Raw genomic sequence first — 26,738 nt, forward strand, 5'->3', positions numbered from 1 at the left:
ACACTTATGAAAGCGATTGTGATTGAGCATTATGGAGGACCTGAGCAATTAAAATTAAAAGAGGTATCCAAACCGAATGTTGGTGAAAATGAAGTACTAATTGAAGTTTATGCAATTGCAACAAATCCAGCGGAATGGAAAATGAGAGAAGGCTATTTGAAGGATGTAATGCCATTTACGTTCCCACATATTCTTGGTTACGATGTAGCTGGTATTATTCGTGAAGTCGGCAGGAATGTGAGTAAGTGGAAAATAGGGGATGCCGTTTTAGCTACTGCTAATGGTAGCTACGCAGAATTTACTGTTGCAGATGAAAATCAAGTTGTTGCGAAACCTGAAAATATTAATTTTAACGAAGCTGCATCCATTATTTCTACAAGCATGACAGCTTGGACTGCATTGTTCATTGATGGAAAACTGACAAAGGATCAAAAAGTACTCATTCACGGTGGTGCAGGTGGGGTTGGCAGTATGGCGATCCAATTAGCGAAACATGCGGGTGCTTATGTTGCTTCAACCGGCAGCACGTCTAATGTGAACTTCCTGAAGGAGCTCGGAGCAGATGTAGTGGTTGATTATACAAATGAGGATTTTACAAAAGTTCTACATGATTACGACTTAGTTGTAGATTTAGTAGGCGGTGAAACACAAATAAGAAGTTATCAAGTGCTTAAAAAAGGAGGCACTCTTACTTCGGCGGTTGGAATCATAGAAGAAGGTAAAGTGGAAGGGATTCATACTGCTTCTGTTTGGGTACAACCGAGCGGAGAATTATTGACAAAAATCACTAAGTTGCTGGAGAGTGGAGAACTAAGAGCAGTAGTCAAGGAAGTTCTTCCGTTTGAAGAAGATAAATTCCAACGGGCACATGAGCAACTTCAAACAGGTCATACACGCGGGAAAATTGTCATTCAAGTGAAAGAGTGAAAAATATGTACTATCGATCATCGTTCTTTCTGAAAATGCCAGTATGCCAGTACTACGAGCGAAATAGCAAATATTGTACTGTTATCATTCCTACATTAACGGTGTAACAGTAGTCGCTGATTTTGGTTGGGGTGCATATCTTGTAGATAAGAATTTTGCGTTCATTGGCAATAAAAAATAGCTCGTACGCAACATTGGAATCTCATAAAATCTATTTACTCTTTCTAATATAATCCGCTTCGGCGCTGGCGGATGCCTCCCGCCATAAGCCTCGCCGGTGTTTTCACGCCGGCAGTCTTATTGCTCCGGCTGCCGCTTGTAAGGCGCCTTCGCTTCTGCTCCGTTTATATTTTCTACTTCATATATACTTACAGAAACGCATACATTGGATGCAAAACGCATAAATCCCTCAACGTTCGCATAAAACGATACAAAAACGCATACCTTCTATCCGGCGCGCATAACAGCTTCTTTCGACTCAAAAAGTCGGATACAAGCGCATAAATCTATCTATTATCTCTAATATAATCCGCTTCGGCGCTTGCGGATGCCTCCCGCCATAAGACTGGTCAGCGTTTGCTCGCCAGCAGTCTTATGGCTTCCGCTGCCGCTTGTAAGACGCCTTCGCTGCAATTTCACCTATAAGTTTCTTCTTCGGATAGAATTACAAAAACTTCTTAATTTCACAGAAAAAAAGGAGACCTTCGGAAATCAGTTTTCACTGACTTTCCGTGGCCCCTTAAGTTGTTTTCCCTATTAATCTGCCTCTCTTGCTTTCTGTGTGTCCCTAACATTTTTCTGCACAGTAATAGCTGCAAATATACTAAGCACAAAAGCCATGGCGTAAAATCCTTTTTCACTTAACACGATACTGCCTGCATTGTACAATCCGATCGCCATTAATGCGATCGCTATAATAATTGTAAACCAGCTAATGCCATAATAAATATTCGTAACTGGTATTCCTTCATCTTTATCTCTTACTGCTTTTTGGAGAGATACAGATGAATAGAGACCGATTATTAAAACTGCGAAGTAGTAACCTTTTTCGTTTAGTTCCATACCTGCATTGAATAAGCCTATTAGATAAGCGGAGATTCCTATTAACAGCGCTGCATAGGAAGCCCCTTTAAAAGCTGCGGTTGGTTCGCCGTCTCTTCTCTCTATTTTCATTTTCGGTGCCTGTTCCTTATCAAATAAATCATCAAGGTCATTTTTCATTATAATTCTCCTTCCTTAAGATTATCATATCCAAACAGGTATAATCCGGCAATGTTTTTTTAATAATCCGACTTCAGTACTAACAACAGCTCTATTTATAGGTTTTAATAAATGTTACTTATCATTTTATATTAAGATCGCCATTATCATCTTATGACTATGTATGTATCTTTATAAATAAAAAGCATGTTTTTAATGATGATTCATCAAAACATGCTTGTAATCTCAGCTTGTTGACAAACGCTCGCATACTGCGTTGCTCGTCTCGCTCGTCCCCTCATGAACCTAAGTTCTATTCGGGTCTTCGCTCGACTTCGCGCCTTGTCTGACAAGCGTTTTCAAGCCAAGCTGGGCAAACACCTATCTCATGACTACAAACCTCAAAAGGACTGTAGACAAAGTAAAAAGATACTTTGTCTACAGTCTGGGTAATCTATTCTCTTTGTTTATTTACATTTCTAAATCTGTAAATGCATAAGGCAATAGGTCTTTTAAGGTTAATTCCAATATATCTTTTTTATCGTTCGTTAAATAAACAGGCATCTCAGGTGAACAGAACTCCGCTAATACTTGACGGCAAATGCTGCAAGGCGGAAGAAAATCTTCTGTGTCGCCTGCGACAGCTATCGCTTGGAAATCTCCCTTTTGATAGCCACTTGCGATTGCAGTAAAAATAGCCGTTCTCTCCGCACAATTTGTCGCACCCAATGAAACATTTTCCACGTTGACTCCATTGATGACAGTCCCATCTTTTAGCAATAATGCTGCTCCAACCGGGAATTTAGAATAAGGAATATATGCCCTATCCTTTATCTTGCGTGCGCTTTCCATTAACAGCTCTTTGTCCATATGATCCATCCTCCATAAATAAGAATGAACTTTTCACAGTTCCCTTAGCACCAACGATTTGTTGGCAGGACTTCTAATTATACACTATTAAGAAATATTTGTCTAATAGCAATTTAAATTGCAATCTACTAAAAGTTTTTCACTATGAAAATTTTATTAAGCTATAGCCTTGACGGTATGTAGATCGCTGTGATATATTTATCTTGAATTCAAGATGTATGAATTCGAGGCATAGGAGTCATCATGGAGGTGAACAAAAACACTATGGGTTTTTTAAATAAATTATTCGGTTCATCACAGGAGGAAGAAAAACAAATGGCAACTTTAAATATTGGTATCATCATCGGATCAACTCGTGAAGGTCGTGTATCTCCACAAGTAGCACAATGGGTTAAAGAAATTGCAGACAAACGCGGTGACGCAAACTATACAGTTATTGATATCGCTGATTACAAACTTCCGCTTTTAGGCGAAGCGGGTGCTGATGCATCAGGCGCAGCAGCTTGGTCAGAAGCAGTCGCTAAACAAGACGGCTTTGTATTTATCGTTCAAGAATATAATCACTCCATTACAGGCGCATTGAAAAATGCTTTAGACTACTTGCGCGAAGAGTGGAACAACAAAGCAGCAGGCATCGTATCATATGGTTCAGTAGGCGGTGCACGTGCGGCAGAACATTTACGTGGCATTTTAGGTGAATTGCTAATCGCTGACGTACGTGTACATCCAGCATTATCTTTATTCACTGATTTTGAAAATGGCACAGACTTCAAACCAAAAGCAGTTCAAGAAGAGTCTGTAAATCAAATGTTAGACCAAGTGATTCCTTGGTCAAAAGCGCTTTATACAATTCGATAATTTACAAGAGCCATGGTTGTTCGTACAGCCATGGCTCTTTATGAAGGAAAGTGGTCAATCTTTTGACCATTTTCCTTTGTAATGAACATTTCACCATATTATGCAATGGGGGAAGTAGGATTTCTTAAAATTCGATCGCTATGCCTATCAGAAAGAATCAATAAGGGAATGGTCGACCTAAGAATCTTGTCTAATTTTGAATTGCAGGAAGTAATAGATGATAATACGATGTTTGAATCCCGTGGGGAAGAATTTATGAAAGAAGATGCAATTCGAAACAGTTCTCTATCCGCCATGCTCTTTATGCTCGTGCAAAAAATAGAGGGATTGATAGCTGTCCAATGATTGGTTTTGATCAAGACAAAGTAAGAGAGATTTTAGACATTCCAAGTAGCCATGAAATTGTTTTAATGATCTCGGTTGGAAAAGAAAAAGATGCCAGTCGGCGTTTAAGAGGTTACCGAAAACCAGCAGGGGAATTTGTCACGTATATAATATGGATGAGTAGGTGCTACACCGCAAAGGTAATTATTAAATGATTACATCTATAAGGGCAATCAAAAAAGGAACAGGTCGCATTTTAGACCTGTTCCTTTACAATTAAAAGAGTACGTTTTAGTTGCGAACTAAATAATCGAATGCGCTTAACGAAGCGGTTGCGCCAGATCCCATAGAAATAATGATCTGTTTGTACGCGCTGTCTGTGCAGTCTCCTGCAGCGAATACGCCCGGTACGTTCGTAGCACCGCGTTTGTCGACAATAATTTCACCGAATTTATTGCGTTCAACTGCATTGCCAAGCCAGTCTGTGTTTGGCACTAGACCGATTTGAACGAAGACGCCAGCAAGTTCAATATGTTTTTCATCGCCAGAGACGCGATCAGTGTATGTGATCCCGTTTACATTATTCGTTCCAGTAATCTCTTTCGTTTGTGCATTCGTAATAACTGTGACATTTTTCAAGCTGCGAAGGCGTTCTTGTAAAACAGAATCGGCTTTCAGCTCGGAATTATATTCAAGAACGGTTACATGTTTAACGATACCCGCAAGGTCAATTGCCGCTTCGACACCAGAGTTTCCGCCTCCGACAACTGCTATGTCCTTGCCTTCGAATAGAGGACCATCACAGTGCGGGCAGTAGGCAACGCCCTTATTTCTGAATTCCGCTTCACCAGGAACGCCAATATTGCGCCAGCGAGCTCCAGTTGAAAGAATGACGGTTTTACTTTTCAGTACAGCGCCGTTTTCCAGTTCAATTTCAACAAGATCTTTCTTTTCCAAACGTTTCGCAGTTTGAAGATTCATTACATCGACGTTGTAGTCTTTCACATGCTCTTCAAGATTAGCGGCAAGTTTAGGGCCTTCCGTGCGATTTACACTAATGAAGTTCTCAATCGCAGCTGTATCCAAAATTTGGCCACCGAAACGGTCTGCAACAATTCCTGTACGAATCCCTTTGCGAGCTGCGTAAATAGCTGCACTTGCGCCAGCAGGGCCACCGCCGACAACTAAGACGTCATATGGATCTTTATCGGCAAATTCGGACGCATCCGGACCGCTGCCAAGTTCTGCAAGAATCTCTTCAAGTGTTTTACGTCCGTTTGTGAAAGGTTCTCCGTTAAGATAAACCGTAGGGACGGCAAGGATGTTTTTGCTTTCAACTTCCTCTTTATATGCTGCGCCGTCAATCATCGTATGTGTAATGTTCGGGTTTAACACGCTCATTGTGTTTAATGCTTGTACGACTTCAGGGCAGTTTTGGCAGCTTAAGCTGATGTATGACTCGAAGTGAAGCTCATCTTGAATGTTTTTCACTTGCTTGATTACTTTCTCGTCTACTTTTGGAGCTCTACCGCTCACTTGCAATAATGCTAGCACAAGGGAAGTGAATTCATGTCCTAACGGGATACCTGCAAACGTAATGCCAGTATCTTCACCGATGCGATTGACACTGAAGCTTGGTGTTCTTTCCAAATCGGTTATTTCTACTTTAATACGTGATGACATCGTAGCTAATTCATCCACAAGTGCTGCCATTTCACGTGATACTTTGTCGTCTCCAACGCTAACTTTTAAAAGTACGTCCCCCTCCATCAATTCAAGATATTGGGCTAATTGCGCTTTTATATCTGCATCTAACATATGTATCTACTCCTCAACTTTTCTTTATCTGTATAACTCGGCATGAACGCCTTAGATTTTGAATCGAGAAGGTAGAAGATTCGATTCAAAATCTAAGACATCCACCGAAGCCCAATAAAAAGGGAGCCCCGTTCCCTGTACAGAAAGGAGGCTACCCTCGTCATATAGCTATCGTGAAATTAGATTTTGCCTACAAGGTCAAGGCTTGGCTTAAGTGTTTCTTCGCCTTCTTTCCATTTAGCAGGGCAAACTTCACCTGGGTTGTTGCGAACGTATTGAGCAGCTTTGATCTTGTTCACAAGAGTGCTTGCGTCACGGCCGATGCCATCAGCGTTAATTTCAGCAGCTTGAACGATGCCATCTGGGTCGATGATGAACGTTCCGCGTTGTGCAAGACCTGCTTCTTCGTCAAGTACATCGAAGTTGCGAGAAATTGTTTGTGAAGGGTCACCGATCATAATGTACTCAAGTTTGCTAATTGCATCTGAGTGATCATGCCAAGCTTTATGAGTGAAGTGTGTGTCAGTTGACACAGAGTAAACTTCAACGCCAAGTTCTTTTAATGTTGCGTATTGATCTTGAAGGTCTCCCAGTTCAGTAGGGCAAACAAATGTGAAGTCTGCAGGGTAGAAGCAAACAACACTCCATTGGCCTTTTAAGTTTTCTTCAGTAACGTCAATAAATTCACCTGTTCCGCTATTGTAAGCAGATGCTTTGAATGGTAGGATTTCTTTTCCGATTAGAGACATAAATAAACTCCTCCTATAAAATATAATTTCGTAGATAGTTTAGGTCGTATCGATAAAACCTAAACTGCGGCAAGCAAAAATGTTTAGGAGCCGCCTAACTATAATAATTCTAATGACATAATCATTGTTGTATATTTTAAGGTTTATGTCAACCGATACACCATTTATTACGGGGAATTGTGTCTATTCTTAGCAGTTTTTGTTGATTTTTCGAAACAAAACGCGAATGGATTGTTCAGATTTGTAGTTAATTGGAAGCTTTAATTTTCATTATTGTTCTCAATTAACGCGTTAAAATCCCGATTAATAAAGAATGAAGATGCCTATCAATTTGCTTGTGAATCGATCTCGGCGTTCATTCGAATTTCTATTTTCGTTCCGCTGCCGGCTTCACTTGTCAATGCAACAGTCCCTCCGTGCGCCTCGATGATGTCTCTCGAGATAGCCAGACCGAGGCCTGTGCCATGTATATGATCCGTATTCGTTCCTCTGTAATAGCGATCAAAGATTTGTTCTATGTCATGCTCCGAGATTCCTTTGCCGTTGTCCTCTATTGTTATGCCTTTAGGCGTTAAGCTGACGTTAATTTGTACATCGCTGTCATTGTGAGTGATCGCATTGTGAATAAAATTTAATATAGCTCGTTTCATTAAATGCTGATCAATATTCCACTTCAAATTTGGTGCATTGCTATTAAAGGAAATTGTACAGTTGTTGGATTGTGAGTCATTCAACACATCAATAACCAGTTCGCGCACGAAACTTTCGAGCCGTGTATCTTCTCTGTTCAGAGGCATTTCTTGATTGCGCAACCGCATTGTTAAATTAAAATCATCTAAAAGCTCTTTCATATAGATCGATTTTCGTTCGATGACTTCTGCATAATCAATACGTTCAGATTCTGTTACGTTTTGCTCACGCAATAATTCTGCAAACCCTTGGATGGACGCAAGGGGAGTCTTCAAATCATGCGAAACATTACTAACCCATTCCTCACGCATTTTTTCTAATTTAGCGCGTTCTTCTTCGTGAGATAGCAATGTTTCTGAAACGGCGTTCAAATTCGAAAAGACCGGTTTAAAAATGCCTTGACGTTTCATTTTCTGAACGGAGAAGTTCCGCTCCTTTAACTGCGAGATTCGGTTGATCATATGCGAGACAGGCTTCGTAATAATTGTGCTGAACAGCAAGCCGATAAGTATCGCAATGATGAGATCTGCAATGGTCATGCCAATGAACGCTTTTGAAGCATAAGATAAGAAAGAGGGACCATTGAACATAAGAACAATTCGCTGTTCTACTGAATTTTTGACCCCCAATAGATAGCTGTACTCGTCAAATTGGCTAATGAAATATGTTGTCTTTTGATCATCCATATATTTATACTTATGCACAAGCTCTATAGGGCTGTAATGCGTAGGTGCATCTTCCGGCGATAAGGCGTCAGCCACAACATTTCCGTTTTTGTCCAACACTTGTACCCAACCGCCGAACGTACGCAATGCCTCAATTCCTTCATCTGATATGATGGGTTGTCCATTATTTATTGACATATAACGTGAAAATTGGCGTGTAAACGTCTCTCCTGTTTCAGAGGATAAGTTTTCATTACCATTTGATTGTTGGTAATAAAGCACTCCGAATAGGACAAGCATGTTCACGAAGACGACGATGCATACAATAATCAATACCGAAAACAAATAGCGTGCAGTTAACTTCCATTTCATCGGATCACCTATTTCACGATAAATTTATAGCCTAAGCCTTTTACAGTTGTTAGAAAAGTAGGCTTTGATGGTTGATCTTCGATTTTTTCACGAAGCCGGCGAATATGGACCATTAACGTATTGTCTGCTCCGAAAAAATCCTCTCCCCAAACACGTTCGAAAAGTGTTTCCTTGCTTAAAATTTGGTTCGGATGGTGCATGAAACATGCCATCAAACCCATCTCTTTTGCAGTCAACTCCATTGGCTCGCCATTCTTAGTCACTTCAGTTTCTTCCTCATCCATCGAAAATGGCCCGACAGTAATCCTTTTTGATTGGGGTGCCGTTCCAGAATCGTTATAGCCTGCCCTTCTTAATTGAGCTTTTACCCGGAAAGCAACTTCCTTCGGGCTGAATGGCTTTGTAATGTAGTCGTCGCCACCAATCGCGAGCCCTAAAATCTTGTCCAATTCGTCAGATTTCGCCGATAAGAATAAAATTGGTATATGGGAAACCTCCCGAATTTTTTTGCATAGTTCATAGCCATCGCCATCTGGCAGCATGATGTCCAATATCGCAATATGAGGCGAGAACGTTTTGAATTGCTCCCAACCTTCTCGAACAGAACCCGCCGTTTCAATCTCCGAAAACCCTTCCTTTATAAGCGCTGTTTTCATTAAATGGCGTAAATCGCTTTCGTCATCTACAACTAAGATCCGTGGTTTGTCCAAAACGTGCACATCCTTTCGTAAGGCAAAGGGGACTTGCCTAAGCATTTGCTCATAGTATAAAGCAATTTGTCGATATTCGCCTTTACTGGCATTCAAGCGAAGAAGCGATTTCTGTGATCGTCAGAATCAACTTAAGGATTTTGTAAGATACAGTTTAATTTTGTTTAAGGTATGGCCGGTATAGTAAGGGCATATGAAAGAGGTGCTAATAAATGGAGCCATTATTACTTGTAAAAAATGTAGAAAAAACGTATGGAAAAGGCGCAAATGTATTCAATGCGCTTAAAAATATATCATTTGAAATCGACCATGGGGAGTTCGTCGGTGTTATGGGTCCTTCAGGAGCCGGAAAGTCGACATTGCTCAATGTATTAGCAACAATTGATACACCGACAAGCGGGGATATCGTAATTGGAAAAGACAATATCGCTAAGATGAATGAAGAGAAGCTTGCAGATTTTAGGCGAGACCACCTTGGATTCATCTTTCAGGATTACAATTTATTAGATTCATTGACGATTCGCGAAAATATTTTATTGCCACTTGCGATTGCAAAGAAGAAACCAGCGGTCATTAAAGAACGAGTTGAAGAAATTGCAGCGACTTTCGGCATTTCCAATTTGCTTGATAAATATCCTTATCAAATTTCAGGCGGTCAAAAACAGCGTACAGCTGCAAGTCGTGCATTGATTTCTAACCCTAAAATTATTTTTGCAGATGAACCGACTGGTGCATTGGATTCAAAGTCAGCAACGGATTTGCTGGAAAGTATGAGTTCGCTGAACGAAAAGCATGAAGCAACGATTATGATGGTAACGCACGATGCATACGCCGCAAGCTTTTGCCGCCGTATTTTATTCATAAAAGATGGTCGACTGTCGAAAGAAATCGTGCGTGGAATGAAGACGCGCAAGGAGTTTTTCCAAATGATTTTGGATGAGCTTTCGCAAGTAGGCGGTGAAACGAATGACGTTATTTGATTTGGCATTGAAAAATATACGCCGCAATATGAAAAGCTATTCGCTTTACATCGGATCTACCGTGTTTTCCATCCTAATTTACTTTACATTTGCGACATTGAAATATAGCGATGATATTAGCGGAGCAGCTCAAACATCAAAGCAAATTCAAGGAGTAATGGGCGCAGCTGCATTTGTGCTCATGATTTTTGTAGCGATTTTTATACTGTATTCAAATTCTTTTTTCATGAAAAAGAGGAAAAAGGAAGTCGCGCTTTACTCCTTGCTTGGCGTGCGAAAGCGTTCGATTGGATTCCTTCTGTTTTTTGAAAACATGGTAATCGGACTGCTATCCCTTGTCATTGGGGTCGTATTAGGATTTTTACTCTCTCGCGCATTGCTTAGCATTTTATTGAAGTTAATGGGACTGGATGTTGTGGCAGGATTTGCATTTTCAACAGGTGCGCTCATTAATACAATCATTGTGTTTTTTATCATCTTTTTAATTACTTCATTGATGGGGTATCGGGTAATTTATCGTTTCAAGTTAATTGACCTATTCCATGCCGAGAAAAAGGGCGAAGAAGTCCCGAAAGCGCGCATTTTGACAGCGATTTTAGGTGTGTTGGCATTAGCTGCTGCCTATACAATTGCGTTGCAAGATTTAATGGACTCGCAAGTATGGCGAGTATTAGGATTGGCGACACCGATCGTTATTATCGCATTGACTGTAATCGGATCGTATTTACTGTTCCATAGCGTTCTCGTATATGTATTGTCCGCGTTGAAAAGAAATCCGCATTGGGCTTGGAAGGGCCTTCATATGATGACTGCTTCCCAATTGCTTTACCGGATTAGGGGAAATGCGAAAACATTGACGATCATTACTGTGCTGAGCGCAACGACGATTACGTCAGGTGGAGCGGTGTTCGGGGTTTATTATAATGCAGAAAAAAATGTGCAGGCGTATTCTCCGTACACGTTTATGTGGGAAGGGGATCAGCAGACAATTGACCCTGCGATCATCGAATCGGAAGTTTCATTCAACAGTAAGATGGTCCGTGTACCGTTCGATACTTATGAAATGGAATATACCGTCATTGATGAGACCACCTATAAGGCATTGGCGAAGAACTTGGAGTGGCCGAAAGTGCAAAAACTTAAACAGAATGAAGTTTTTGCAATTGACGTTTTTTATAATGAGAAGTGGTCTGACAAATTGGAATCTGTCACGATTAACGATGCCGAATATAAAGTTGCGAAGCTATATGATCAAGCATTATTCAATGTAGGAACATTAGGCGCAAATGCGATTGTAGTGACGGATCAATTATATGATGAAATAGATTCGGAGGAGAAGTTACTACAAGCGGTTAACGTCATTGACTATAAAAAACAGGGAGAAGTGTCCGACAAATTGGCGGCGTCGACAGAGAGTTTTTCAAGCGCAACAGCCGATTACAATAGCTCCATCGAGTCTTTAGGATCATTATTATTCGTTGGAAGCTTTTTAGGGCTTGTTTTCCTTGTCGCTACAGGAAGCATTATCTTCTTTAAAATGATGACGGAGGCGGAGGAGGATAAAGCGAAGTATGCGATTCTCCATAAAATCGGCGTGTCGAACAAAGATATGAAGCGGACGATCCGTGGGCAAATCGGAGTTATATTCATGGCACCGCTCCTTTTAGGACTCCTTCATGGAGGTGTAGCATTGACAGCTGTCTCCAACTTGCTCATGATGGATTTCTTAGTCCCAGTCATCATTTGGATGGCTGCCTACACGTTAATATACGCAGTTTACTATATTGCTACAGTTCGTAACTTCAACAAAATAATTAGAAGAAGCTATTTGGAGGGATAATCGATGAAGAAAGGGTTAATTGCGATAGGGGTATTAGCAGTTTTGCTCATTGGAGCAATAGTTGCTTTGGCAACGATAGATTTCAATCGAATGGGAAAAGACAATGCTTATTACCAAATTCCGGCTGAAAATTCTGTTGAAGAAACAAAGTTGGACTCAGGTGAGATTATGAAAAGGTATTTCTATACGGGTACTGCCTATAAAGAAAATGGCGAGCCAATCGAAGTGGAATTTTCCGCAGCGAAAGAGTTGAAAGAAGGGGCATTTTTGAAATTGTATTTGAAAAAGGGAGATGAAGTTACTTCCTATGATGAAGTGCAGCCATCAGACATTCCGGAAAAGGTGAAGTTTTAAAAGTAAAAGAGGCTGGGACATAACTAGCTTTGTGCTTTACTGATAAGGTTTTGTGTAGTGACTTTATTTTATCAGACTATTTTTATTCAAAAATTAAAGCCGGTGAAATTTTACTCGTCGTAAATTTCACCGGCTTTTTCATCTCAGAGGAGGGTTTTGTCCCAGCCTCATATTTATTTTATATTGGGCTTTTATTATTATTTTAATAAATAGTAGGTATCAAACCACCGTCCATTCGAACTGCTGTACCTTTCAGAGCACCTGAATATGGGCTGCTCACAAATGCCACCATTCTCCCTATCTCAAAAGGACGAATAAACCTTTCAATTTGCGAATCAGGTAAATTAGACAAGACGAAGTCCTTTTCAATTTCTTCGAAAGACTTACTAGAATTACTATATATGTCTTTGAGTATCTCTTCGACATTCTCAGACAATGTTGGTCCAGGCATAATGGTATTAACGGTAACTTCTTTGCCCTTGGTTAAAAATGATAATGATTTGGATAAAGATAAAATCATTGATTTAGTCACAGCATACTGGGGCATATTTTTTGAAGGCATGACAGCTTCTTCACTAGCGATAAAAATAATTCTACCAAAGTTTCCACTCAGCATATTATTTAAATAAAATCTAGACATGTTATCAGCTACAAGAAAATTTGTATCAAAATATTTCTTCCAAACTTCATCATTGACTTCTTCATAAGTCATCATTTCGTATACCCCTAAATTATTCACAAGAATATCTACATTGGGATGATTATTATAAATATTTTCCATTTCATCTCTGTTCAATAGATTACCAAAAGCATTTTGAGGATTAGTTTCTGGATATTTTTTCTTTATGTCATTAACAATCATGTCAACTTCTTCATTGTTTCTCCCGTTGACTAAAACATCCGCACCCTCTTTTGCAAGTTCGAAAGCTATTGCCTTTCCTATCCCTTTAGTTGACCCAGTAATTAGTGCTTTTTTATTTTTTAATTGTAAATCCATATATTACTCTCCTTCTATACCTAATACATTTAAATAAAAATTAATTGTATGGTAAACATAATTTTCTTTTGTGTTTTTTTCTATTTCAACTAAACTAAAATAAATTTGAGGGTCAAAAACATGCATCAATTGATGTGATAAATAGTTATTTGGTAGAGAGGATGTTATTTCGCCTTTTTCTTTACCTTCTTGTATTACTTTAGAAAAGTTCTTTATGATTTTATCAATACATGAATTTAATTCATTGTGATATTGCACATTAAATAACTTATGCATATAAAGAAAATGATCCTTGGAAAAGTCAAAAAAGTCACTATCAAATCCATAAGTTATTATTTTAATTATTTTATCTCTTGTTAGACTTTCATTTTTGTCTATTAGTTCTACTTTATGATTAAATTCCTCCAATTTAGGTTTCAAAATATTAAAAAGTAATTCTTCTTTAGATTTAAAATGCAAATACAAAGTGCCTTTAGCGACATCTGATTCTTTTGCTATGTCGTTCATAGTTACTTTATCGAAACCATTTAATCTAAATAACGTTTCTGCATTATTTAGGATTGTTATATTTCTATCATGAAATATTTTTTCCATTCTTTCTGACATTATTAAAACCCACCTCGTTTTGACCCTTAGTCATTTTTGACCCACAGTCATATTATTATATTTTTGTTGATTATGCAAGAAATAAAGTTGGTGCTTCATCGCTTCGTGCAAAAGCAAATTCCTATTGAAATGGCCAACCATATGCAGGCCTACAAATGATAAATTTTCGGTATAGAGGAATTCTGCAACTATGTGTAGGAATGGGCGCGGATATTTACAAGTATTAAATATAAAGGCGCTATAATCATTCAAAAGAAAAAAAATAATCCATCCGTCTCGGTGCATGGTGGCATGAACTCGACGTTTACAAGTATCATCAACATATTTGGCCCCATTATTGGAGGAATACTATTCGACATCAACTTGAACTACCCATATTACTTCGCGGCTATCGTCCTGTTGTTAGGCACTGTAGTAGCGTTGTTCTGGAAAAAGCCGAAGCATGTGACGTTGTAATCATTTATTTTAAGAACTTAATTAAAAAAATCCTACAAAAATACACAGGTGAAAGAATCTATACATTCCTTCGCCTGTGTATATTTTGGTATTTATTTTTTCAGGATAGTGTCGCATTCGTTTGTTCATGCACCAATTTTTTTAATGCTTCTACACCAAATCGATTTACAAATTTGTAAAACGGTTCCCGCTTCTTTCCGTTTTCCGCATAGAAGTCAATCACTTTGTCGACAGCTTTGTATAGTTCCTCGGGCTGCGCTTGTTCGAGGAAGAGGGTGCCTGTTTTCGCGTAAGCCCCTTTCGGATTCCCGCCGATATACAAATCATAACCATTCCTGGATTTAATGACGCCGATGTCATTGATAAGTGGTTCCCCACAGCCGATCGGGCAGCCGGTATAGGCTGGACGGAGCGTGAAGGGAACGGGTCTTCCAGCAATCCGTTTATTTAGCTCAATAGCAACAGGCATTCCTTCTTCCTCCGCACCTTTGCAAAAATTGCAATGGCGTAAGCTTTTTACATAATTTCCAACAGGATAACAGAAAAGACCGACCTCCTTAAATTTTTTTATAACAAATTCTACATCGCTTTCCATTACTTCAATATATAGCTGCTGGAATGTCGTCAATTCCAATTCCTGATCACCTAAAAAGTCAGCAATGACCGATAGTTGCCTGGCATTGAGCTTTGCCCCGAACGAAATCCCACCATTAACGGCAATTTTTATCTTTTTACAGGTTTGCACGCAATCAACACACCTTTCATCAAAAAGCTTTCAAAATTTATTTTACTATACCTGTGTAGGGTATGTAAACAAATGAATTATTATCTAAAGTGAGAGTACGTTCAATATAAATGATTGTTAATATGTGAAATTAGTGGGTATAAAAAATAGGGGGGTACTATATTTTTTAATTGACAAAAGGGAATGGGGATTATAATATATGAGCATATGTTCATATAATCAATAAAGGGAGGGACGAAAATGAGTGAAGAGAATCGCGTAGATCAAGTTTTGGAGGAGAACAAGCAACTTTTAGATGAAGAAACGCTTTTTGTTGTATCTCAAACATTTAAGGCATTAAGTGATCCAACGAGAATAAAAATTTTAAACTTGTTATGTAAAGAGGAGCATTCAGTTAATGATATTGCTGAAACATTAAACTTGAGTCAATCATCTGTCTCTCACCAATTGCGCTTTTTGAAAAATTTACGATTAGTGAAGTTTAGAAGAGAAGGAACGACGATTTATTATTCGGAAGATGATCATCACGTTATGAATTTATTGAGACAGGCTATTGAACACGCGACGCATAATTAATTATATGGAGGAGGCAGTCAAATGGGACATGATCACGGGCATGATCATACACACGGAGCGAATAAGAAAGTATTACTCATTTCGTTCTTGATCATTACAGCATATATGGTTGTTGAAGCGATCGGCGGGTTTTTGACGAACAGCCTTGCGCTGTTGGCAGACGCAGGTCATATGTTAAGCGATTCGATTTCTTTAGCAATTGCGTTAATTGCATTTAAGTTAGGAGAAAAAGTAGCCAGTAAAAGCAAGACTTTCGGCTATAGACGCTTCGAGATTTTAGCTGCTGTATTAAACGGTGTAACATTAATTATCATTGCTTTATTCATTTTCTACGAAGCAATTCAACGCTTTGCAAACCCGCCTGAAGTTGCGACAACTGGAATGTTGATCGTCAGTAGCATCGGATTAGCAGTCAATATTTTAGTGGCTTGGATTATGATGCGCGGCGGTGATGTGGAAGAGAACCTGAACATGAAAGGTGCTTATTTGCATGTTATGAGCGATATGTTGGGTTCAATTGGAGCGATTGCAGCGGCGTTGCTCATGATGTTTTTCGGCTGGGGCTGGGCTGATCCATTGGCAAGTGTCATCGTTGCCGTGCTTGTTTTGCGAAGCGGTTATTTTGTATCGAAATCCGGTTTGCATGTATTGATGGAAGGCGTGCCTCAAAATGTCAAAATGAACGATATAATTAATACAATCCGGAATGCTGAAGGAGTGCACAGCGTTCATGATTTGCATGTCTGGTCTATTACGAGCGGACTGAACGCATTATCTTGCCACGCTGTTGTGGATGAACAAATGACAATCGGGCAAAGTGAGCAATTGCTTCGGAGCATTGAGCATGATTTATTGCATGAAAACATTCATCATGTGACGATTCAATTGGAAACGTCTGCCCATCAGCATGACGATTCAATTTTATGTCAAATGAAGCCTGAAGTGTCAGGAGGACATCATCATCACCATCATTAAGACAGTTCGTGACCGGCGGCAGCCATGCTCCGGTCACTATTTTTTTGAAGATGAGACAAAACACTTTACATACAGTACGGGGGTATACTATGATGTGGTCAACCTACTATTCCACTTTACAAATGGATTAGCGGGTATATTTTTCACAACATTAATACCCCCATGTCGTATAAATGGGAGTGTTTGGGGCATTATTCAATTGAACAGTATAGGAGGTTTTATCAATATGTCTACCCCAACGCAGACAATTTCGCGACCAGACCCAAACCGTTGGAAAGCACTTGTTTTATTGTGCACCGCGTTTACCATGACTACGATGGATGGAACGATCATGCAAGTTGCCCTGCCGGCAATCAAAGAAGGGCTTGGCTATACGCAGGTAAGTTTACAATGGGTGGTGAACGCCTATATTATTTTTTTTGGAGGACTTTTGCTATTGGGAGGCAAGTTTAGCGATTTGTTCGGCCAACGGCGCATATTTATGTGGGGGTATTCAATCTTAACCTTGGCATCCTTACTTGCAGGATTCGCTTGGAATGATTCGGTGCTAAACGTCGCACGTGCCTTTCAGGGTGCTGGTTCCGCACTAATTACACCGGCGGCAATGTCTATTGTAATGACACTGTTTGCCGCAAACCCGAAGGAAATGAATAAGGCGCTTGCGTTCTGGGGGCTTTCCGGTGCGGCAGGAGGATTTGCCGGCGTATTCCTCGGAGGCATTATTACGGAGTGGCTGGGCTGGCGATGGACGTTTCTGATTTACGTACCCATCGGCATTCTGATCTTACTCTTGACTCCAGGGCTTCTGAAGAAAAGCGTACGTAGAACTGGCAGCATCGATTATACCGGTGCTATTTCCGTTACGGCTTCTATCGTCCTGCTCGTATACGGCATCGTAACTGCGGAACAACATGGCTGGAGTTCACCTGCCACTATATGGACATTGCTTCTTGGGATCTTGTTATTCATTTTATTTATTTTTATTCAAGCAAAGAAAAGCGAGCCGCTTTTGCCGTTACGCACTTTTAAAATTCCCAACTTGGCCGCGGGGAATATTGCGCTTATTTTGCTGAATGGAATGTGGATGCCATTCAATTATTTCATTATGTTGTACTTGCAGCAGGTATTGAAATACTCTCCCTTAAAAGCGGGTATGGCCTTAATTCCGGTACCGATAATTATAGCGATTACAATGATTTTTATAGCTGGAAAATTGGTTGAGAAATTTGGATTAAAAGTCGTTCTATTTGTTGGGTTTCTTGCACTTGGAGGTTCCATGCTCTTGCTTGCCTTCGACACGCCTGTGAATGGAACTTATTTGGCTAACCTCCTACTTGCTTTAGTACTGGGCTCTATTGGTAGAGGACTAGCCTATATCCCGGCTCAAAAGGCGGCGATAGAAGGTGCCAAGCCGGAAGAATCAGGGTTGGTATCGGGCATCTACAATACTACCTCCCAGGTCGGTGCGGCGATTAGCCTAGCCATTATGGTTGTCATTGCAGCTGCAACAACGTCCTCCAGTATCGCAGGTGACTCGATCGTTGCTTTGAACGAGGGCTTCCACCAAGCATTTTTCTGGTCTGGTATGGTGGCTTTTGCAGGTGCGATATTAGCGCTTCTACTTGTACGCTCAGCAAAACAAGAGAAAACGTTATGAGTTATAAACTTATTGATGTTGTGCAATTCCACTTCGAATGATTGACGGGGAGAAATGAAGGGTATATATTTTTGTAAACTATATACCCCTATATAGTATTAAATAATGTTAGAGGGGAAGTATATAAGTAGATAAAAAAAGGAGGAAATTTTGATGGATCATCATGCTGAACATCACCATCACCACAATGTTCAAGGAGAAAGTGAAGTGACAGTCAATGTCACATATAAAGATGGTGTGATTACAATCGAATTGAAAGACAAGAATGGCAATGCGCCTGAATTAGGGACCTCTCACGAAAAAGAGATGCATCTCATTATCGTAAGTGCAGATTTACAAGAGTTTTATCATGTTCATCCTGAAAAAATAGATGCTGGCATTTATACGTTGGAAAAGGAGCTGGCGGATAATGAATACAAAGTATTCGTAGATATTACACCCGAAAATCTGCCCTATGCTATTTCACCAATTAAGCTACATGTAGGGCACAGCCATCATAGTCAAGCTTCAAATAACTTGTCTGTCGGTAAAGATCTATTACAAACTGTTGACGGTCATACTGTTGAATTAAACGAAAATACATTTGAAGCAGGCCAAGACATTTCATTGCAATTTGATACAAAAGGCGAAAAGCCTGAACGGTACTTAGGTGCATTAGGGCACGTCGTCATTTTAGATGAGAATGCCGAAAAATTTATCCATGTCCATCCGGTTTCAGCTGATCAAACGCAATTTGATACGGTCTTGACGGAAGCAGGCAAGTACAAACTTTGGGCAGAATTTCAATTCAATGGCAAAGTTTCTCTGTACTCATATGTTCTTGAGGTAAAATGAATTCTTTTCGATATGTGTCCTCATAATAAGGGAGGGTAATAACAGTCGACATAAGGTTACGAAAGAATATAAAACCTTTTAACCTTATTATAATTTTCCGTATAATGAAATTAAAAGTGGTAGTGAATGAAGTATTATTCAATAGGCGAATTCGCTGAATTGATTGGGAAAACGCGTCAGACATTACGAAATTGGGATAAGCGGGGGTTATCAAGCCACATCATGTTTTAGAAAGCAGTTACCGATTTTACTCGCAAGGACAACTCCATCACTTCTTAGGCATCAATGATGAAAGACAACTGAATAAAGTGGTAATAGGTTATTGCAGGGTTAGTTCGCAGAAACAAAAAGATGATTTGGAAAGACAAACAAAGCCAAGAAGATGATCAAGGAGTTGTTAGAGAATGATTCTAGCGAAGAAAATCAGACTCCGACCGACTAGAGAACAGGAAGAACAGTTATGGAAGTCTGTAGGTACTGCCAGATGGGCATATAATTGGGCGTTAAACAGACAACTGGAAAACTTCGAGCAGGGAAACAAGTTTATTCCCAATACCATTTTACGAAAAGAACTGACGGAATTGAAGCAAACAGAAGCATTTAATTGGTTATATGAGGTTTCAAACAATGTTACCAAACAAGCGATAAAGGATGCTTGCAATGCCTATCAACGTTTTTTTCAAGGAAAGGCAAAGTTTCCAAAGTTTAAAAGTCGGAAGAAATCCAAACCATCATTTTATAATGATACCGCTAAATTGAAGGTAAAAAAGAACCTTGTGTTGATTGAAAAAGTAGGTTGGATCAAAACAAGTGAGCAGATTCCGATGGGTGTTTCCTACACCAATCCGAGAATTAGTTTTGACAGTAAATATTGGTATTTTTCCGTGGGGATTGAACAGGAATTTGAACAGCCTGAACTAACGGATGAAATCATTGGAATTGACTTAGGGATTAAAGAGTTGGCTGTTTGTTCCAATGGTCAAGTATTCAAGAATATCAATAAAACGGAAGAAATAAGAAAGACCGGGAAACGCTTGCGTAGGTTGCAACGAAGCGTATCGCGCAAATACGAAATGAATAAGGAGGGAGACCGTTTCGTCAAAACGAGCAACATTATAAAACTTGAAAAGCAGATACAACACCTACACAGGCGATTATCGAATATCCGAAACAATCATATCCACCAGGCAACGAACGCTATCGTGAAAACCAAACCAAGCAAAGTTGTGGTGGAGGACTTGAATGTGAGTGGCATGTTGAAAAATCGCCATCTTTCAAAAGCAATTGGAGACCAAAAATTCCATGAGTTCATTCGCCAAATGGAATATAAGTGCGAAAAATATGGAATTGGCTTCACTAAAGCGGATCGTTTTTACCCGTCTTCCAAAAAGTGTTCATCATGTGGAACGATTAAAAAGGACCTGAAACTGGCTGATCGTGTGTTTTCATGTGAATGTGGATTGAAGTTGGATCGGGATAGAAATGCATCGTTAAATTTGGCAAGCTACGAAGGATTAACAGTTTAGTCACCAACAAGACACTGTTAATGTGTAGGGTCCGTTGTACCCGAATTAACGCTTGTGGACTGTTAGACCAAACGAAAGTAGCTTCGGCAAAATCGGACAGGATGAAGCAAGAATCAAACAGGCTTTATAGTGTTTTATAAGGTTTTGGCAACGGTGGCGACTTATGAAGAATGTTCAATTTGAACTTTATACACGGCCGACCTGCTCGGATTGCCAAGAAGCAAAAGCATTTCTTGCCGAACACAATATTCCGTATGTCGGTTATGATTTATCGATAGAACCGGAAAAAGAGAAAGAGCTTATTAAAGTAAGTGGCTCTCGGGTCGTGCCAGCTTTCGTATTTAAGAAAAAAACGTTTTTAGGTTTTGGAGGCAAACCGAAAGTAATAATAGGATTTGAGCGGAACGAAGAGGAAATAAAAAAGCTGTTGGCGGTCTAGAATGTTTGCTTCTTCCTGTCAGTCGAAACATTATAATTGCTCTTCCTTGCTATAGATGTTACTATAGGGGTACGGGGTATACAAAACTCTGAGGAGTGATAATATGTCAGAAACGACAAAAAAGACTGTCCAACCGAATAAACAACAGTTGCTAAATCGATTAAAACGAATTGAAGGACAAGTGAGGGGCGTTCATCAAATGATTGAAAACGATCGCTATTGTGTAGATATCCTACATCAGATAAGTGCGATTCAATCAGCAATGAACAAGGTTTCATTAGCTTTATTGGAAGACCATACACACCACTGTGTCGTCAATGCCATTAAAGGACAAGATGGCGAGGCGGCCATACAGGAGCTTATGAGTGTCATGAGAACAATGACAAAATAATTGCTTCTATCCACTTGACATACTGGTATGGGGTATATTATATTGTAACTAACAACAAAACAGGAGGTTTTACATCATGAAAGAAGTTTTAAAAGTTGAAGGCATGTCTTGCGGTCATTGCGTTAATTCAATCGAGTCAAGTGTCGGTGAACTGAAAGGTGTTTCATCAGTAAAAGTAGATCTTGCGAATAATGAAGTAACAGTTGAATTTGATAACGAAACGACCTTAAAACAAATCAAAGAAACAATTGAAGATCAAGGCTACGAAGTTGCTTAATTAGGAGTAAATACGCTTTCGCTTACACCATGTAGGGGTATAAAGCGAATGTAGAAGTGATTATACGTTACCTGTATAATCCTTCTTTTTTCAAAAAAATATACCCCTGCATAGTATTGGAGGGATATAAATGGCAACTATAGAAAAAACACTTAAGATAAACGGGATGACATGTGCGGCATGTGCAAACCGTATAGAAAAAGGGTTATCTAAAATTGAGGGCGTTGAAAAGGCGAATGTCAACTTCGCTTTGGAGAACTCGACGATTGTTTACGACCCTGAAAAAACGAATGTCGATGACTTTACCGCTCGAATCGAGAAGTTGGGGTATGGCGTTATTCAAGATAAAGCAGAGTTTGATATTTCTGGCATGACGTGTGCGGCGTGTGCTATGAAAATCGAAAAGCGCATTAATAAAATGGATGGTGTTTCAAAAGCAACGGTCAATTTCGCTCTTGAAACGCTCACTGTCGATTATGATGGCGGGCAAACGAGTCCGAACGAAATGATCGCCAATGTGAAGAAAATGGGTTATGAATTGATTCCCAAAAGCGATGGCAAGGAAAAGTTGGATCATAAAGAGCAAGAGATTAAAAAGCAATACCGGAAATTCATTTTATCGGCGATTTTGACGCTTCCGCTATTATGGACGATGGTAGCGCATTTTGAGTTTCTATCGTTCCTCTACTTACCCGAATTTCTCATGAATCCTTGGGTGCAGCTCGCTTTTGCAACGCCTGTCCAGTTCATCGTAGGGGCACAGTTTTACAAAGGTGCCTTTATAGCATTGAGAAATAAAAGCGCTAATATGGATGTTTTAGTGGCATTAGGTACAAGTGCAGCTTATTTCTACAGTCTCTATTTAACGTTTGAATGGATGAATGCGGGGAGCGTCGGAGAACCAGAATTGTATTTTGAAGCATCTGCGGTCATTATTACGCTCATCGTACTTGGTAAATTGTTCGAAGTGAGAGCAAAAGGGAAAACGAGCCAAGCCATTCAAAAACTGCTTGGATTACAAGCGAAAACAGCTCGTGTCTTAAAAGATGGCGTCGAACAAGAAGTGCCAATCGAAGAAGTGGTGGCAGGAGATATTATTCTTGTGAAGCCGGGAGAAAAAATTCCAGTTGATGGAGAAATTATTTCAGGACAATCGGCGATCGATGAATCGATGATTACGGGAGAAAGTATTCCTGTCGATAAAGTTCCCGGAAACTCAGTCATTGGCGCGACCATCAATAAAAATGGATCTTTGCAAATTAAAGCGACGAAAGTCGGAAAAGATAGCGCACTATCACAAATTGTGAAAGTCGTTGAGGAAGCACAAGGCTCCAAAGCGGAAATCCAACGGTTGGCGGATAAAATCTCGGGTATTTTCGTACCGATTGTTGTCGGAATTGCGATTTTGACGTTTTTCATCTGGTATTTTGTCGTCACGCCTGGCGATTTCAGATCTTCACTCATCCCGACTATCTCGATTCTTGTCATCGCATGTCCGTGTGCGCTCGGTTTAGCGACACCGACGTCAATCATGGCGGGTTCAGGTAGAGCGGCTGAGATGGGCTTACTCTTTAAAGGCGGCGAGCACCTTGAAAATACTCATTCCATTGACACGGTCGTGTTGGATAAGACGGGAACAGTTACAAAAGGTCAACCCGCATTGACAGATACAATCGTTGCTGAGGGCTTTGCGGATGCGGAAGTTTTGCAATTGGTCGCGTCTGCTGAGAATCAATCAGAGCATCCATTGGCACAGGCAATTGTTACAGGTGTCAAAGAAAAAGGCGTTGAATTGGTTGAAGTGGATGCCTTTAAAGCGCTTCCTGGTTACGGAATTGAAGCGGAAGTTGCTGGTAAGCATGTGCTTGCCGGTACCCGGAAACTAATGCGAAGCCGGGACATTGCACTTGATAATATCGAAGCGACCATGGAGAAAATGGAGAACGAAGGAAAAACGGCGATGCTCATCGCAATCGATGGGAAGCTTGCGGGTGTCGTAGCCGTTGCAGATACCGTGAAAGAAACGTCCAAAGAGGCGATTCAACGATTGCAGGAGCTTGGTCTTGACGTCATCATGTTGACGGGAGACAATCAGAAAACTGCGGAAGCAATCGGGCGCCAAGTCGGCTTGACGCATATTATTGCAGAAGTGCTTCCTGACCAGAAAAGCGATCAAATTAAGAAATTGCAAGCGCAAGGAAAGAAAGTCGCAATGGTTGGGGACGGCATTAACGACGCTCCAGCACTCGCTGTTGCAGATATTGGAATGGCGATCGGAACTGGAACGGATATTGCAATTGAAGCGGCTGACATTACATTAATGCGTGGCGATTTAAATAGTGTTGCCGACGCTTTCATTATGAGCAGAAAAACGATGCGCAATATTAAGCAAAACTTGTTTTTCGCGTTTTTCTACAACACGATTGGTATTCCGGTTGCTGCATTCGGATTATTGGCTCCATGGGTTGCGGGTGCTGCAATGGCATTTAGCTCAGTATCGGTCGTACTAAATGCCCTTAGGCTTCAACGAGTAAAATTGCATTAAAAGTAAAAGTGAGCCTTCCTCTGAATCTGTTGGAAGGCTCACTCTTTTATTGGTTTTATTTTTTCAAAAAGCTCAAAATCTCTTCCATCAGTCCTTCGGCTAATGGAAGATCTGGATCCATATATGTTGCCATATTTCCTTCTCGATCTTCGGGGGCTTCTTTCAATACATGATTCATGTTTTGTATAATGGCTAGTACCGAGTCCTCTTTGGCGTTGTGAAGACGTTCAGCATCAGTGGCAGGTACTTGCACGTCCCTCGTTCCATTAATAATAAGTACAGGTGCCTTAATTTTTTGGATTTCTTTCGCTGGATCATATTTCAACCACGAAATTAAATACGGCTGGACAGAAGGGCGGAATATACTTTGCAATTCGGTGCTGACCGTTTTTACTTGCTCGCCTTGCTTCAATTGTATTAATATATCATCCGACTCTTTCAATAAGTTTACAGGGAGCTGTTGTTCAAGTTGCTCCAATAACACTTCATTAATTGGCCTTCCCGGCCCTGCAATGGAAATGAACATATCTGCATCCGTTTTTTCAGCTGCCACCATTCCAATTAAAGAACCTTCGCTATGACCGATAATTCCGACCTTCGAAAAACGATCGTCTGCTTTAGCAAAGTTCACCCATGCAGCTGCATCCTCGATATAATCATCAAATCGTAAATCCTCTTCTTTTCCGCCTAACTTAGCATTCTCGCCAATCATTCGTTTATCATATCGGATACTTACAATGCCGTTATCCGCCAACTGTTCAGCAAGCATTTTCAAGCTATTGTTTTTACCGGGAATCAAAGGAGAGTTCCCGTTGCGATCTGTCGGACCGGATCCTGCAATAATTACCACTAGTGGAAACGGACCATCGCCTTTAGGCATTTCTAAAAGACCTGACATCATGCCATCTTCGAGTTGTACTTCGACAGCATCCCCTGAATCAGGGGTTTCTTCCACACTACCCCTCACTAATTCAAAAGGAAAAGATTGCCCCATTTGAGTAAAGGTTCCCGAAATTTTATCATTTTCTACTTTGCCGTCAAAAGTGATGCGCTGTCCTTGAATCGTTGCACCAAATTTTAAATCCGCATCCTCTAAGTCCACGTTGGATAGTGGAAAGTTGTCTAATCCTTGTACAGGAATGCTGAGCATTCCTTTGTCCTCCGTGAATTTTAAAATGATTGGTAGCGGCTGATTCGGTATATTGATCGTGCCGTTCCAAACGCCTTCAATTGCTTCCAATGCATCTAATCCTTTCTGATCAGTTTTCGAATCAACATCCTTTTTGCTACATCCTGCAACTATAAAAATTATGCTTGCTAATAAGCAAAAAAATAGAATGGCTTTTTTCATAAATCTCCCTCCAGTTTGTTCTATTTAAAGTATAACAAAATAGAGGAGTAGTATAAAGAAATTCGATGTTCAAGAAAAACAACCTCTACTGTGAACAGTGTTCAACAAATACCCATTATAACAATTCCATTATTAAAATGATTATAAAGATGGATATAACCATGAATAATTAATTATTTTATATATGGTCCTTTCGGTCGATATAAATTACCGTGTTACGTGTTCGCTATTCAAAAATGATAGGAGAGATGTAGAATATGTTCAAAAGCATTAAAAGAAAGCTGCTACTTGCTTTCGCGTTGGTGATTATATTAGTGCTTATATACGGCGCTTATAATATTTCAGTAATGGTGAAAAGTAACAATGAAGCAAAGAATATAGTAGAGAAAGAGCTGCCTTTATTAATTGCACATGAGCAACTGGCATTGTCTATGGCTAACCGTATTGCGGCGGCAAGAGGATATATTTTGTATGGAGGAGATTATAAGGATCGATTCAATGAGTTCAGTAAAAATGGAATGCAAAATGAAGAAGTGATACGGGCGATACAGGAAACAGAGGAGTTTGATCAGCTGATCAGTAAAACTGTTGCTTGGAGGACACTCATTTCAGAAGATGTATTTGCTGAGTATGACAAGGGCAATCAAGAGGAAGCGCTCAGAAACTTAGAGCAGTCAACGCCAATGGTTCGTGAGATTATGTCAGGCTATGAAAAATTGGCTGCAGATTTTGAAGAAAATATTAATGCTGCGGAAGAGGAGATTCTGGCTAGTGGTGAACTGACACTTAAAATTGTAAGTGTGGTTACTGCCCTTTTAATCCTTATAAGTATCGCTGCGGCACTTTTTACAGCCGATCAAATTACAAAACCAATTAAAATGGTAATGAATCGCATGTTGGAAATTGCAAAAGGCGACTTAAGCGGCGAAAACATGAAAACACATGCTAAGGATGAAGTAGGTCAGCTTGTCCGTGCAGAGCTGAATCCAGTTCTGTAGCAGCTGCT

25 protein-coding genes and 3 pseudogenes are annotated in these 26,738 nt (G+C 40.0%); 18 read left to right on the plus strand and 10 right to left on the minus strand.

Annotation, left to right across the window (positions count from 1 at the left end; translation table 11 throughout):
• Positions 1–6 precede the first annotated feature (6 nt).
• Positions 7–927, plus strand: a complete 921-nt coding sequence (locus tag WFH04_RS06650; RefSeq protein WP_336823282.1) for an NADP-dependent oxidoreductase — start codon at positions 7–9, stop codon at positions 925–927.
• A 756-nt stretch (positions 928–1,683) separates the two neighbouring features.
• Here WFH04_RS06650 and yiaA read toward each other — a convergent pair.
• Both yiaA and WFH04_RS06660 read right to left on the minus strand, forming a co-directional pair.
• Entirely contained in the window at positions 1,684–2,148 is a 465-nt protein-coding gene (yiaA, locus tag WFH04_RS06655) for an inner membrane protein YiaA (protein ID WP_336823283.1), read from the minus strand.
• A 450-nt stretch (positions 2,149–2,598) separates the two neighbouring features.
• Positions 2,599–2,997, minus strand: a complete 399-nt coding sequence (locus tag WFH04_RS06660) for a cytidine deaminase (protein ID WP_336823284.1) — start codon at positions 2,995–2,997, stop codon at positions 2,599–2,601.
• Between the two features lie 264 nt (positions 2,998–3,261).
• Here WFH04_RS06660 and WFH04_RS06665 point away from each other — a divergent pair, with 264 nt between their 5' ends.
• Positions 3,262–3,855, plus strand: a complete 594-nt coding sequence (locus WFH04_RS06665; protein WP_336823349.1) for an NADPH-dependent FMN reductase — start codon at positions 3,262–3,264, stop codon at positions 3,853–3,855.
• Between the two features lie 231 nt (positions 3,856–4,086).
• A pseudogene (locus WFH04_RS06670) lies at positions 4,087–4,394 on the plus strand (nitroreductase family protein); the annotation flags it as partial.
• Positions 4,395–4,470: 76 nt separating this feature from the next.
• Here WFH04_RS06670 and ahpF read toward each other — a convergent pair.
• The 4 genes from ahpF to WFH04_RS06690 form a co-directional block, all read right to left on the minus strand.
• Positions 4,471–5,997: an alkyl hydroperoxide reductase subunit F gene (ahpF, locus tag WFH04_RS06675; protein ID WP_336823285.1), complete on the minus strand. Its 1,527-nt coding sequence runs from the start codon at positions 5,995–5,997 to the stop codon at positions 4,471–4,473.
• Positions 5,998–6,176: 179 nt separating this feature from the next.
• Positions 6,177–6,746: an alkyl hydroperoxide reductase subunit C gene (gene ahpC, locus WFH04_RS06680; RefSeq protein WP_336823286.1), complete on the minus strand. Its 570-nt coding sequence runs from the start codon at positions 6,744–6,746 to the stop codon at positions 6,177–6,179.
• 326 nt (positions 6,747–7,072) lie between these two features.
• Complete coding sequence (locus WFH04_RS06685) at positions 7,073–8,473, minus strand: sensor histidine kinase (protein ID WP_336823287.1); 1,401 nt, start codon at positions 8,471–8,473, stop codon at positions 7,073–7,075.
• Between the two features lie 8 nt (positions 8,474–8,481).
• Complete coding sequence (locus tag WFH04_RS06690) at positions 8,482–9,183, minus strand: response regulator transcription factor (protein WP_336823288.1); 702 nt, start codon at positions 9,181–9,183, stop codon at positions 8,482–8,484.
• A 212-nt stretch (positions 9,184–9,395) separates the two neighbouring features.
• Here WFH04_RS06690 and WFH04_RS06695 point away from each other — a divergent pair, with 212 nt between their 5' ends.
• Genes WFH04_RS06695 through WFH04_RS06705 form a run of 3 tightly spaced genes read left to right on the plus strand, consistent with a single transcriptional unit; the run spans position 9,396 to position 12,357 of the window.
• Positions 9,396–10,163, plus strand: coding sequence for an ABC transporter ATP-binding protein (locus WFH04_RS06695; RefSeq protein WP_336823289.1), 768 nt, complete (start codon positions 9,396–9,398; stop codon positions 10,161–10,163).
• Positions 10,150–12,003 carry an FtsX-like permease family protein gene (locus tag WFH04_RS06700; protein ID WP_336823290.1) on the plus strand — a complete coding sequence of 618 codons (1,854 nt, stop codon included), beginning with the start codon at positions 10,150–10,152 and terminating at the stop codon, positions 12,001–12,003. Before WFH04_RS06695 ends, WFH04_RS06700 begins: the two co-directional genes overlap by 14 nt.
• Positions 12,004–12,006: 3 nt before the next feature.
• On the plus strand, positions 12,007–12,357 hold the full coding sequence (locus tag WFH04_RS06705) for a YxeA family protein (protein ID WP_336823291.1): 351 nt from the start codon (positions 12,007–12,009) through the stop codon (positions 12,355–12,357).
• 202 nt (positions 12,358–12,559) lie between these two features.
• On the opposite strand, the gene WFH04_RS06710 is transcribed toward WFH04_RS06705, so the two are convergent.
• Positions 12,560–13,354, minus strand: coding sequence for an SDR family NAD(P)-dependent oxidoreductase (locus tag WFH04_RS06710; protein ID WP_336823292.1), 795 nt, complete (start codon positions 13,352–13,354; stop codon positions 12,560–12,562).
• A gap of 3 nt (positions 13,355–13,357) precedes the next feature.
• Positions 13,358–13,960 carry a TetR/AcrR family transcriptional regulator gene (locus tag WFH04_RS06715; RefSeq protein ID WP_336823293.1) on the minus strand — a complete coding sequence of 201 codons (603 nt, stop codon included), beginning with the start codon at positions 13,958–13,960 and terminating at the stop codon, positions 13,358–13,360.
• Between the two features lie 285 nt (positions 13,961–14,245).
• On the opposite strand from WFH04_RS06715, the pseudogene WFH04_RS06720 reads away from it, so the two are divergent.
• Positions 14,246–14,416 (plus strand): annotated as a pseudogene (locus tag WFH04_RS06720) (MFS transporter); the annotation flags it as partial.
• A gap of 100 nt (positions 14,417–14,516) precedes the next feature.
• Here the strand turns inward: WFH04_RS06720 and WFH04_RS06725 are convergent.
• A complete protein-coding gene (locus WFH04_RS06725) occupies positions 14,517–15,161 on the minus strand; it encodes a nitrite reductase (protein ID WP_336823294.1) in 645 nt (214 codons plus the stop codon).
• A gap of 240 nt (positions 15,162–15,401) precedes the next feature.
• Here WFH04_RS06725 and WFH04_RS06730 point away from each other — a divergent pair, with 240 nt between their 5' ends.
• The 10 genes and pseudogenes from WFH04_RS06730 to WFH04_RS06775 all read left to right on the plus strand — a co-directional run bounded on the left by WFH04_RS06730 (position 15,402) and on the right by WFH04_RS06775 (position 24,381).
• Complete coding sequence (locus WFH04_RS06730; RefSeq protein ID WP_336823295.1) at positions 15,402–15,737, plus strand: ArsR/SmtB family transcription factor; 336 nt, start codon at positions 15,402–15,404, stop codon at positions 15,735–15,737.
• A gap of 21 nt (positions 15,738–15,758) precedes the next feature.
• Positions 15,759–16,712 carry a cation diffusion facilitator family transporter gene (locus WFH04_RS06735; protein WP_336823296.1) on the plus strand — a complete coding sequence of 318 codons (954 nt, stop codon included), beginning with the start codon at positions 15,759–15,761 and terminating at the stop codon, positions 16,710–16,712.
• A 226-nt stretch (positions 16,713–16,938) separates the two neighbouring features.
• Entirely contained in the window at positions 16,939–18,369 is a 1,431-nt protein-coding gene (locus WFH04_RS06740) for an MFS transporter (RefSeq protein WP_336823297.1), read from the plus strand.
• Positions 18,370–18,522: 153 nt separating this feature from the next.
• The gene (locus WFH04_RS06745; protein WP_336823298.1) at positions 18,523–19,203 is read left to right on the plus strand and encodes a hypothetical protein; all 681 of its coding nucleotides are present in this window, start codon (positions 18,523–18,525) and stop codon (positions 19,201–19,203) included.
• A gap of 126 nt (positions 19,204–19,329) precedes the next feature.
• A pseudogene (locus tag WFH04_RS06750) lies at positions 19,330–19,571 on the plus strand (MerR family transcriptional regulator); the annotation flags it as partial.
• Positions 19,572–19,607: 36 nt separating this feature from the next.
• The gene (locus WFH04_RS06755) at positions 19,608–20,729 is read left to right on the plus strand and encodes an RNA-guided endonuclease InsQ/TnpB family protein (protein WP_336823299.1); all 1,122 of its coding nucleotides are present in this window, start codon (positions 19,608–19,610) and stop codon (positions 20,727–20,729) included.
• A gap of 163 nt (positions 20,730–20,892) precedes the next feature.
• Entirely contained in the window at positions 20,893–21,168 is a 276-nt protein-coding gene (locus WFH04_RS06760; protein ID WP_336823300.1) for a glutaredoxin family protein, read from the plus strand.
• Positions 21,169–21,271: 103 nt separating this feature from the next.
• Positions 21,272–21,559 carry a metal-sensitive transcriptional regulator gene (locus tag WFH04_RS06765; RefSeq protein WP_336823301.1) on the plus strand — a complete coding sequence of 96 codons (288 nt, stop codon included), beginning with the start codon at positions 21,272–21,274 and terminating at the stop codon, positions 21,557–21,559.
• A gap of 76 nt (positions 21,560–21,635) precedes the next feature.
• The gene (copZ, locus tag WFH04_RS06770) at positions 21,636–21,836 is read left to right on the plus strand and encodes a copper chaperone CopZ (protein ID WP_336823302.1); all 201 of its coding nucleotides are present in this window, start codon (positions 21,636–21,638) and stop codon (positions 21,834–21,836) included.
• A 130-nt stretch (positions 21,837–21,966) separates the two neighbouring features.
• Positions 21,967–24,381, plus strand: coding sequence for a heavy metal translocating P-type ATPase (locus WFH04_RS06775; protein ID WP_336823303.1), 2,415 nt, complete (start codon positions 21,967–21,969; stop codon positions 24,379–24,381).
• 55 nt (positions 24,382–24,436) lie between these two features.
• Here the strand turns inward: WFH04_RS06775 and WFH04_RS06780 are convergent, their stop codons facing one another.
• On the minus strand, positions 24,437–25,732 hold the full coding sequence (locus WFH04_RS06780) for an alpha/beta hydrolase family protein (protein ID WP_336823304.1): 1,296 nt from the start codon (positions 25,730–25,732) through the stop codon (positions 24,437–24,439).
• A gap of 257 nt (positions 25,733–25,989) precedes the next feature.
• Here WFH04_RS06780 and WFH04_RS06785 point away from each other — a divergent pair, with 257 nt between their 5' ends.
• The gene (locus WFH04_RS06785) at positions 25,990–26,730 is read left to right on the plus strand and encodes a HAMP domain-containing protein (protein WP_336823305.1); all 741 of its coding nucleotides are present in this window, start codon (positions 25,990–25,992) and stop codon (positions 26,728–26,730) included.
• The last annotated feature ends 8 nt before the right edge of the window (positions 26,731–26,738 follow it).

The organism is Sporosarcina sp. USHLN248 (assembly GCF_037144575.1).
GTDB classification, from domain to species: domain Bacteria; phylum Bacillota; class Bacilli; order Bacillales_A; family Planococcaceae; genus Sporosarcina; species Sporosarcina contaminans.

Bases quoted from the DNA above. Each gene is read 5' to 3' on its own strand.
- WFH04_RS06745 (WP_336823298.1), top strand. From the start codon at position 18,523: ATGGATCATCATGCTGAACATCACCATCACCACAATGTTCAAGGAGAA.
- WFH04_RS06685 (WP_336823287.1), bottom strand. From the start codon at position 8,473: ATGAAATGGAAGTTAACTGCACGCTATTTGTTTTCGGTATTGATTATT.
- WFH04_RS06785 (WP_336823305.1), top strand. From the start codon at position 25,990: ATGTTCAAAAGCATTAAAAGAAAGCTGCTACTTGCTTTCGCGTTGGTG.
- WFH04_RS06740 (WP_336823297.1), top strand. From the start codon at position 16,939: ATGTCTACCCCAACGCAGACAATTTCGCGACCAGACCCAAACCGTTGG.
- WFH04_RS06760 (WP_336823300.1), top strand. From the start codon at position 20,893: ATGAAGAATGTTCAATTTGAACTTTATACACGGCCGACCTGCTCGGAT.
- WFH04_RS06775 (WP_336823303.1), top strand. From the start codon at position 21,967: ATGGCAACTATAGAAAAAACACTTAAGATAAACGGGATGACATGTGCG.
- WFH04_RS06730 (WP_336823295.1), top strand. From the start codon at position 15,402: ATGAGTGAAGAGAATCGCGTAGATCAAGTTTTGGAGGAGAACAAGCAA.
- copZ (WP_336823302.1), top strand. From the start codon at position 21,636: ATGAAAGAAGTTTTAAAAGTTGAAGGCATGTCTTGCGGTCATTGCGTT.
- WFH04_RS06660 (WP_336823284.1), bottom strand. From the start codon at position 2,997: ATGGACAAAGAGCTGTTAATGGAAAGCGCACGCAAGATAAAGGATAGG.
- WFH04_RS06710 (WP_336823292.1), bottom strand. From the start codon at position 13,354: ATGGATTTACAATTAAAAAATAAAAAAGCACTAATTACTGGGTCAACT.
- WFH04_RS06780 (WP_336823304.1), bottom strand. From the start codon at position 25,732: ATGAAAAAAGCCATTCTATTTTTTTGCTTATTAGCAAGCATAATTTTT.
- WFH04_RS06715 (WP_336823293.1), bottom strand. From the start codon at position 13,960: ATGTCAGAAAGAATGGAAAAAATATTTCATGATAGAAATATAACAATC.
- WFH04_RS06755 (WP_336823299.1), top strand. From the start codon at position 19,608: ATGATTCTAGCGAAGAAAATCAGACTCCGACCGACTAGAGAACAGGAA.
- yiaA (WP_336823283.1), bottom strand. From the start codon at position 2,148: ATGAAAAATGACCTTGATGATTTATTTGATAAGGAACAGGCACCGAAA.
- WFH04_RS06765 (WP_336823301.1), top strand. From the start codon at position 21,272: ATGTCAGAAACGACAAAAAAGACTGTCCAACCGAATAAACAACAGTTG.
- WFH04_RS06705 (WP_336823291.1), top strand. From the start codon at position 12,007: ATGAAGAAAGGGTTAATTGCGATAGGGGTATTAGCAGTTTTGCTCATT.
- WFH04_RS06695 (WP_336823289.1), top strand. From the start codon at position 9,396: ATGGAGCCATTATTACTTGTAAAAAATGTAGAAAAAACGTATGGAAAA.
- WFH04_RS06700 (WP_336823290.1), top strand. From the start codon at position 10,150: ATGACGTTATTTGATTTGGCATTGAAAAATATACGCCGCAATATGAAA.
- WFH04_RS06735 (WP_336823296.1), top strand. From the start codon at position 15,759: ATGGGACATGATCACGGGCATGATCATACACACGGAGCGAATAAGAAA.
- ahpF (WP_336823285.1), bottom strand. From the start codon at position 5,997: ATGTTAGATGCAGATATAAAAGCGCAATTAGCCCAATATCTTGAATTG.
- ahpC (WP_336823286.1), bottom strand. From the start codon at position 6,746: ATGTCTCTAATCGGAAAAGAAATCCTACCATTCAAAGCATCTGCTTAC.
- WFH04_RS06665 (WP_336823349.1), top strand. From the start codon at position 3,262: ATGGGTTTTTTAAATAAATTATTCGGTTCATCACAGGAGGAAGAAAAA.
- WFH04_RS06650 (WP_336823282.1), top strand. From the start codon at position 7: ATGAAAGCGATTGTGATTGAGCATTATGGAGGACCTGAGCAATTAAAA.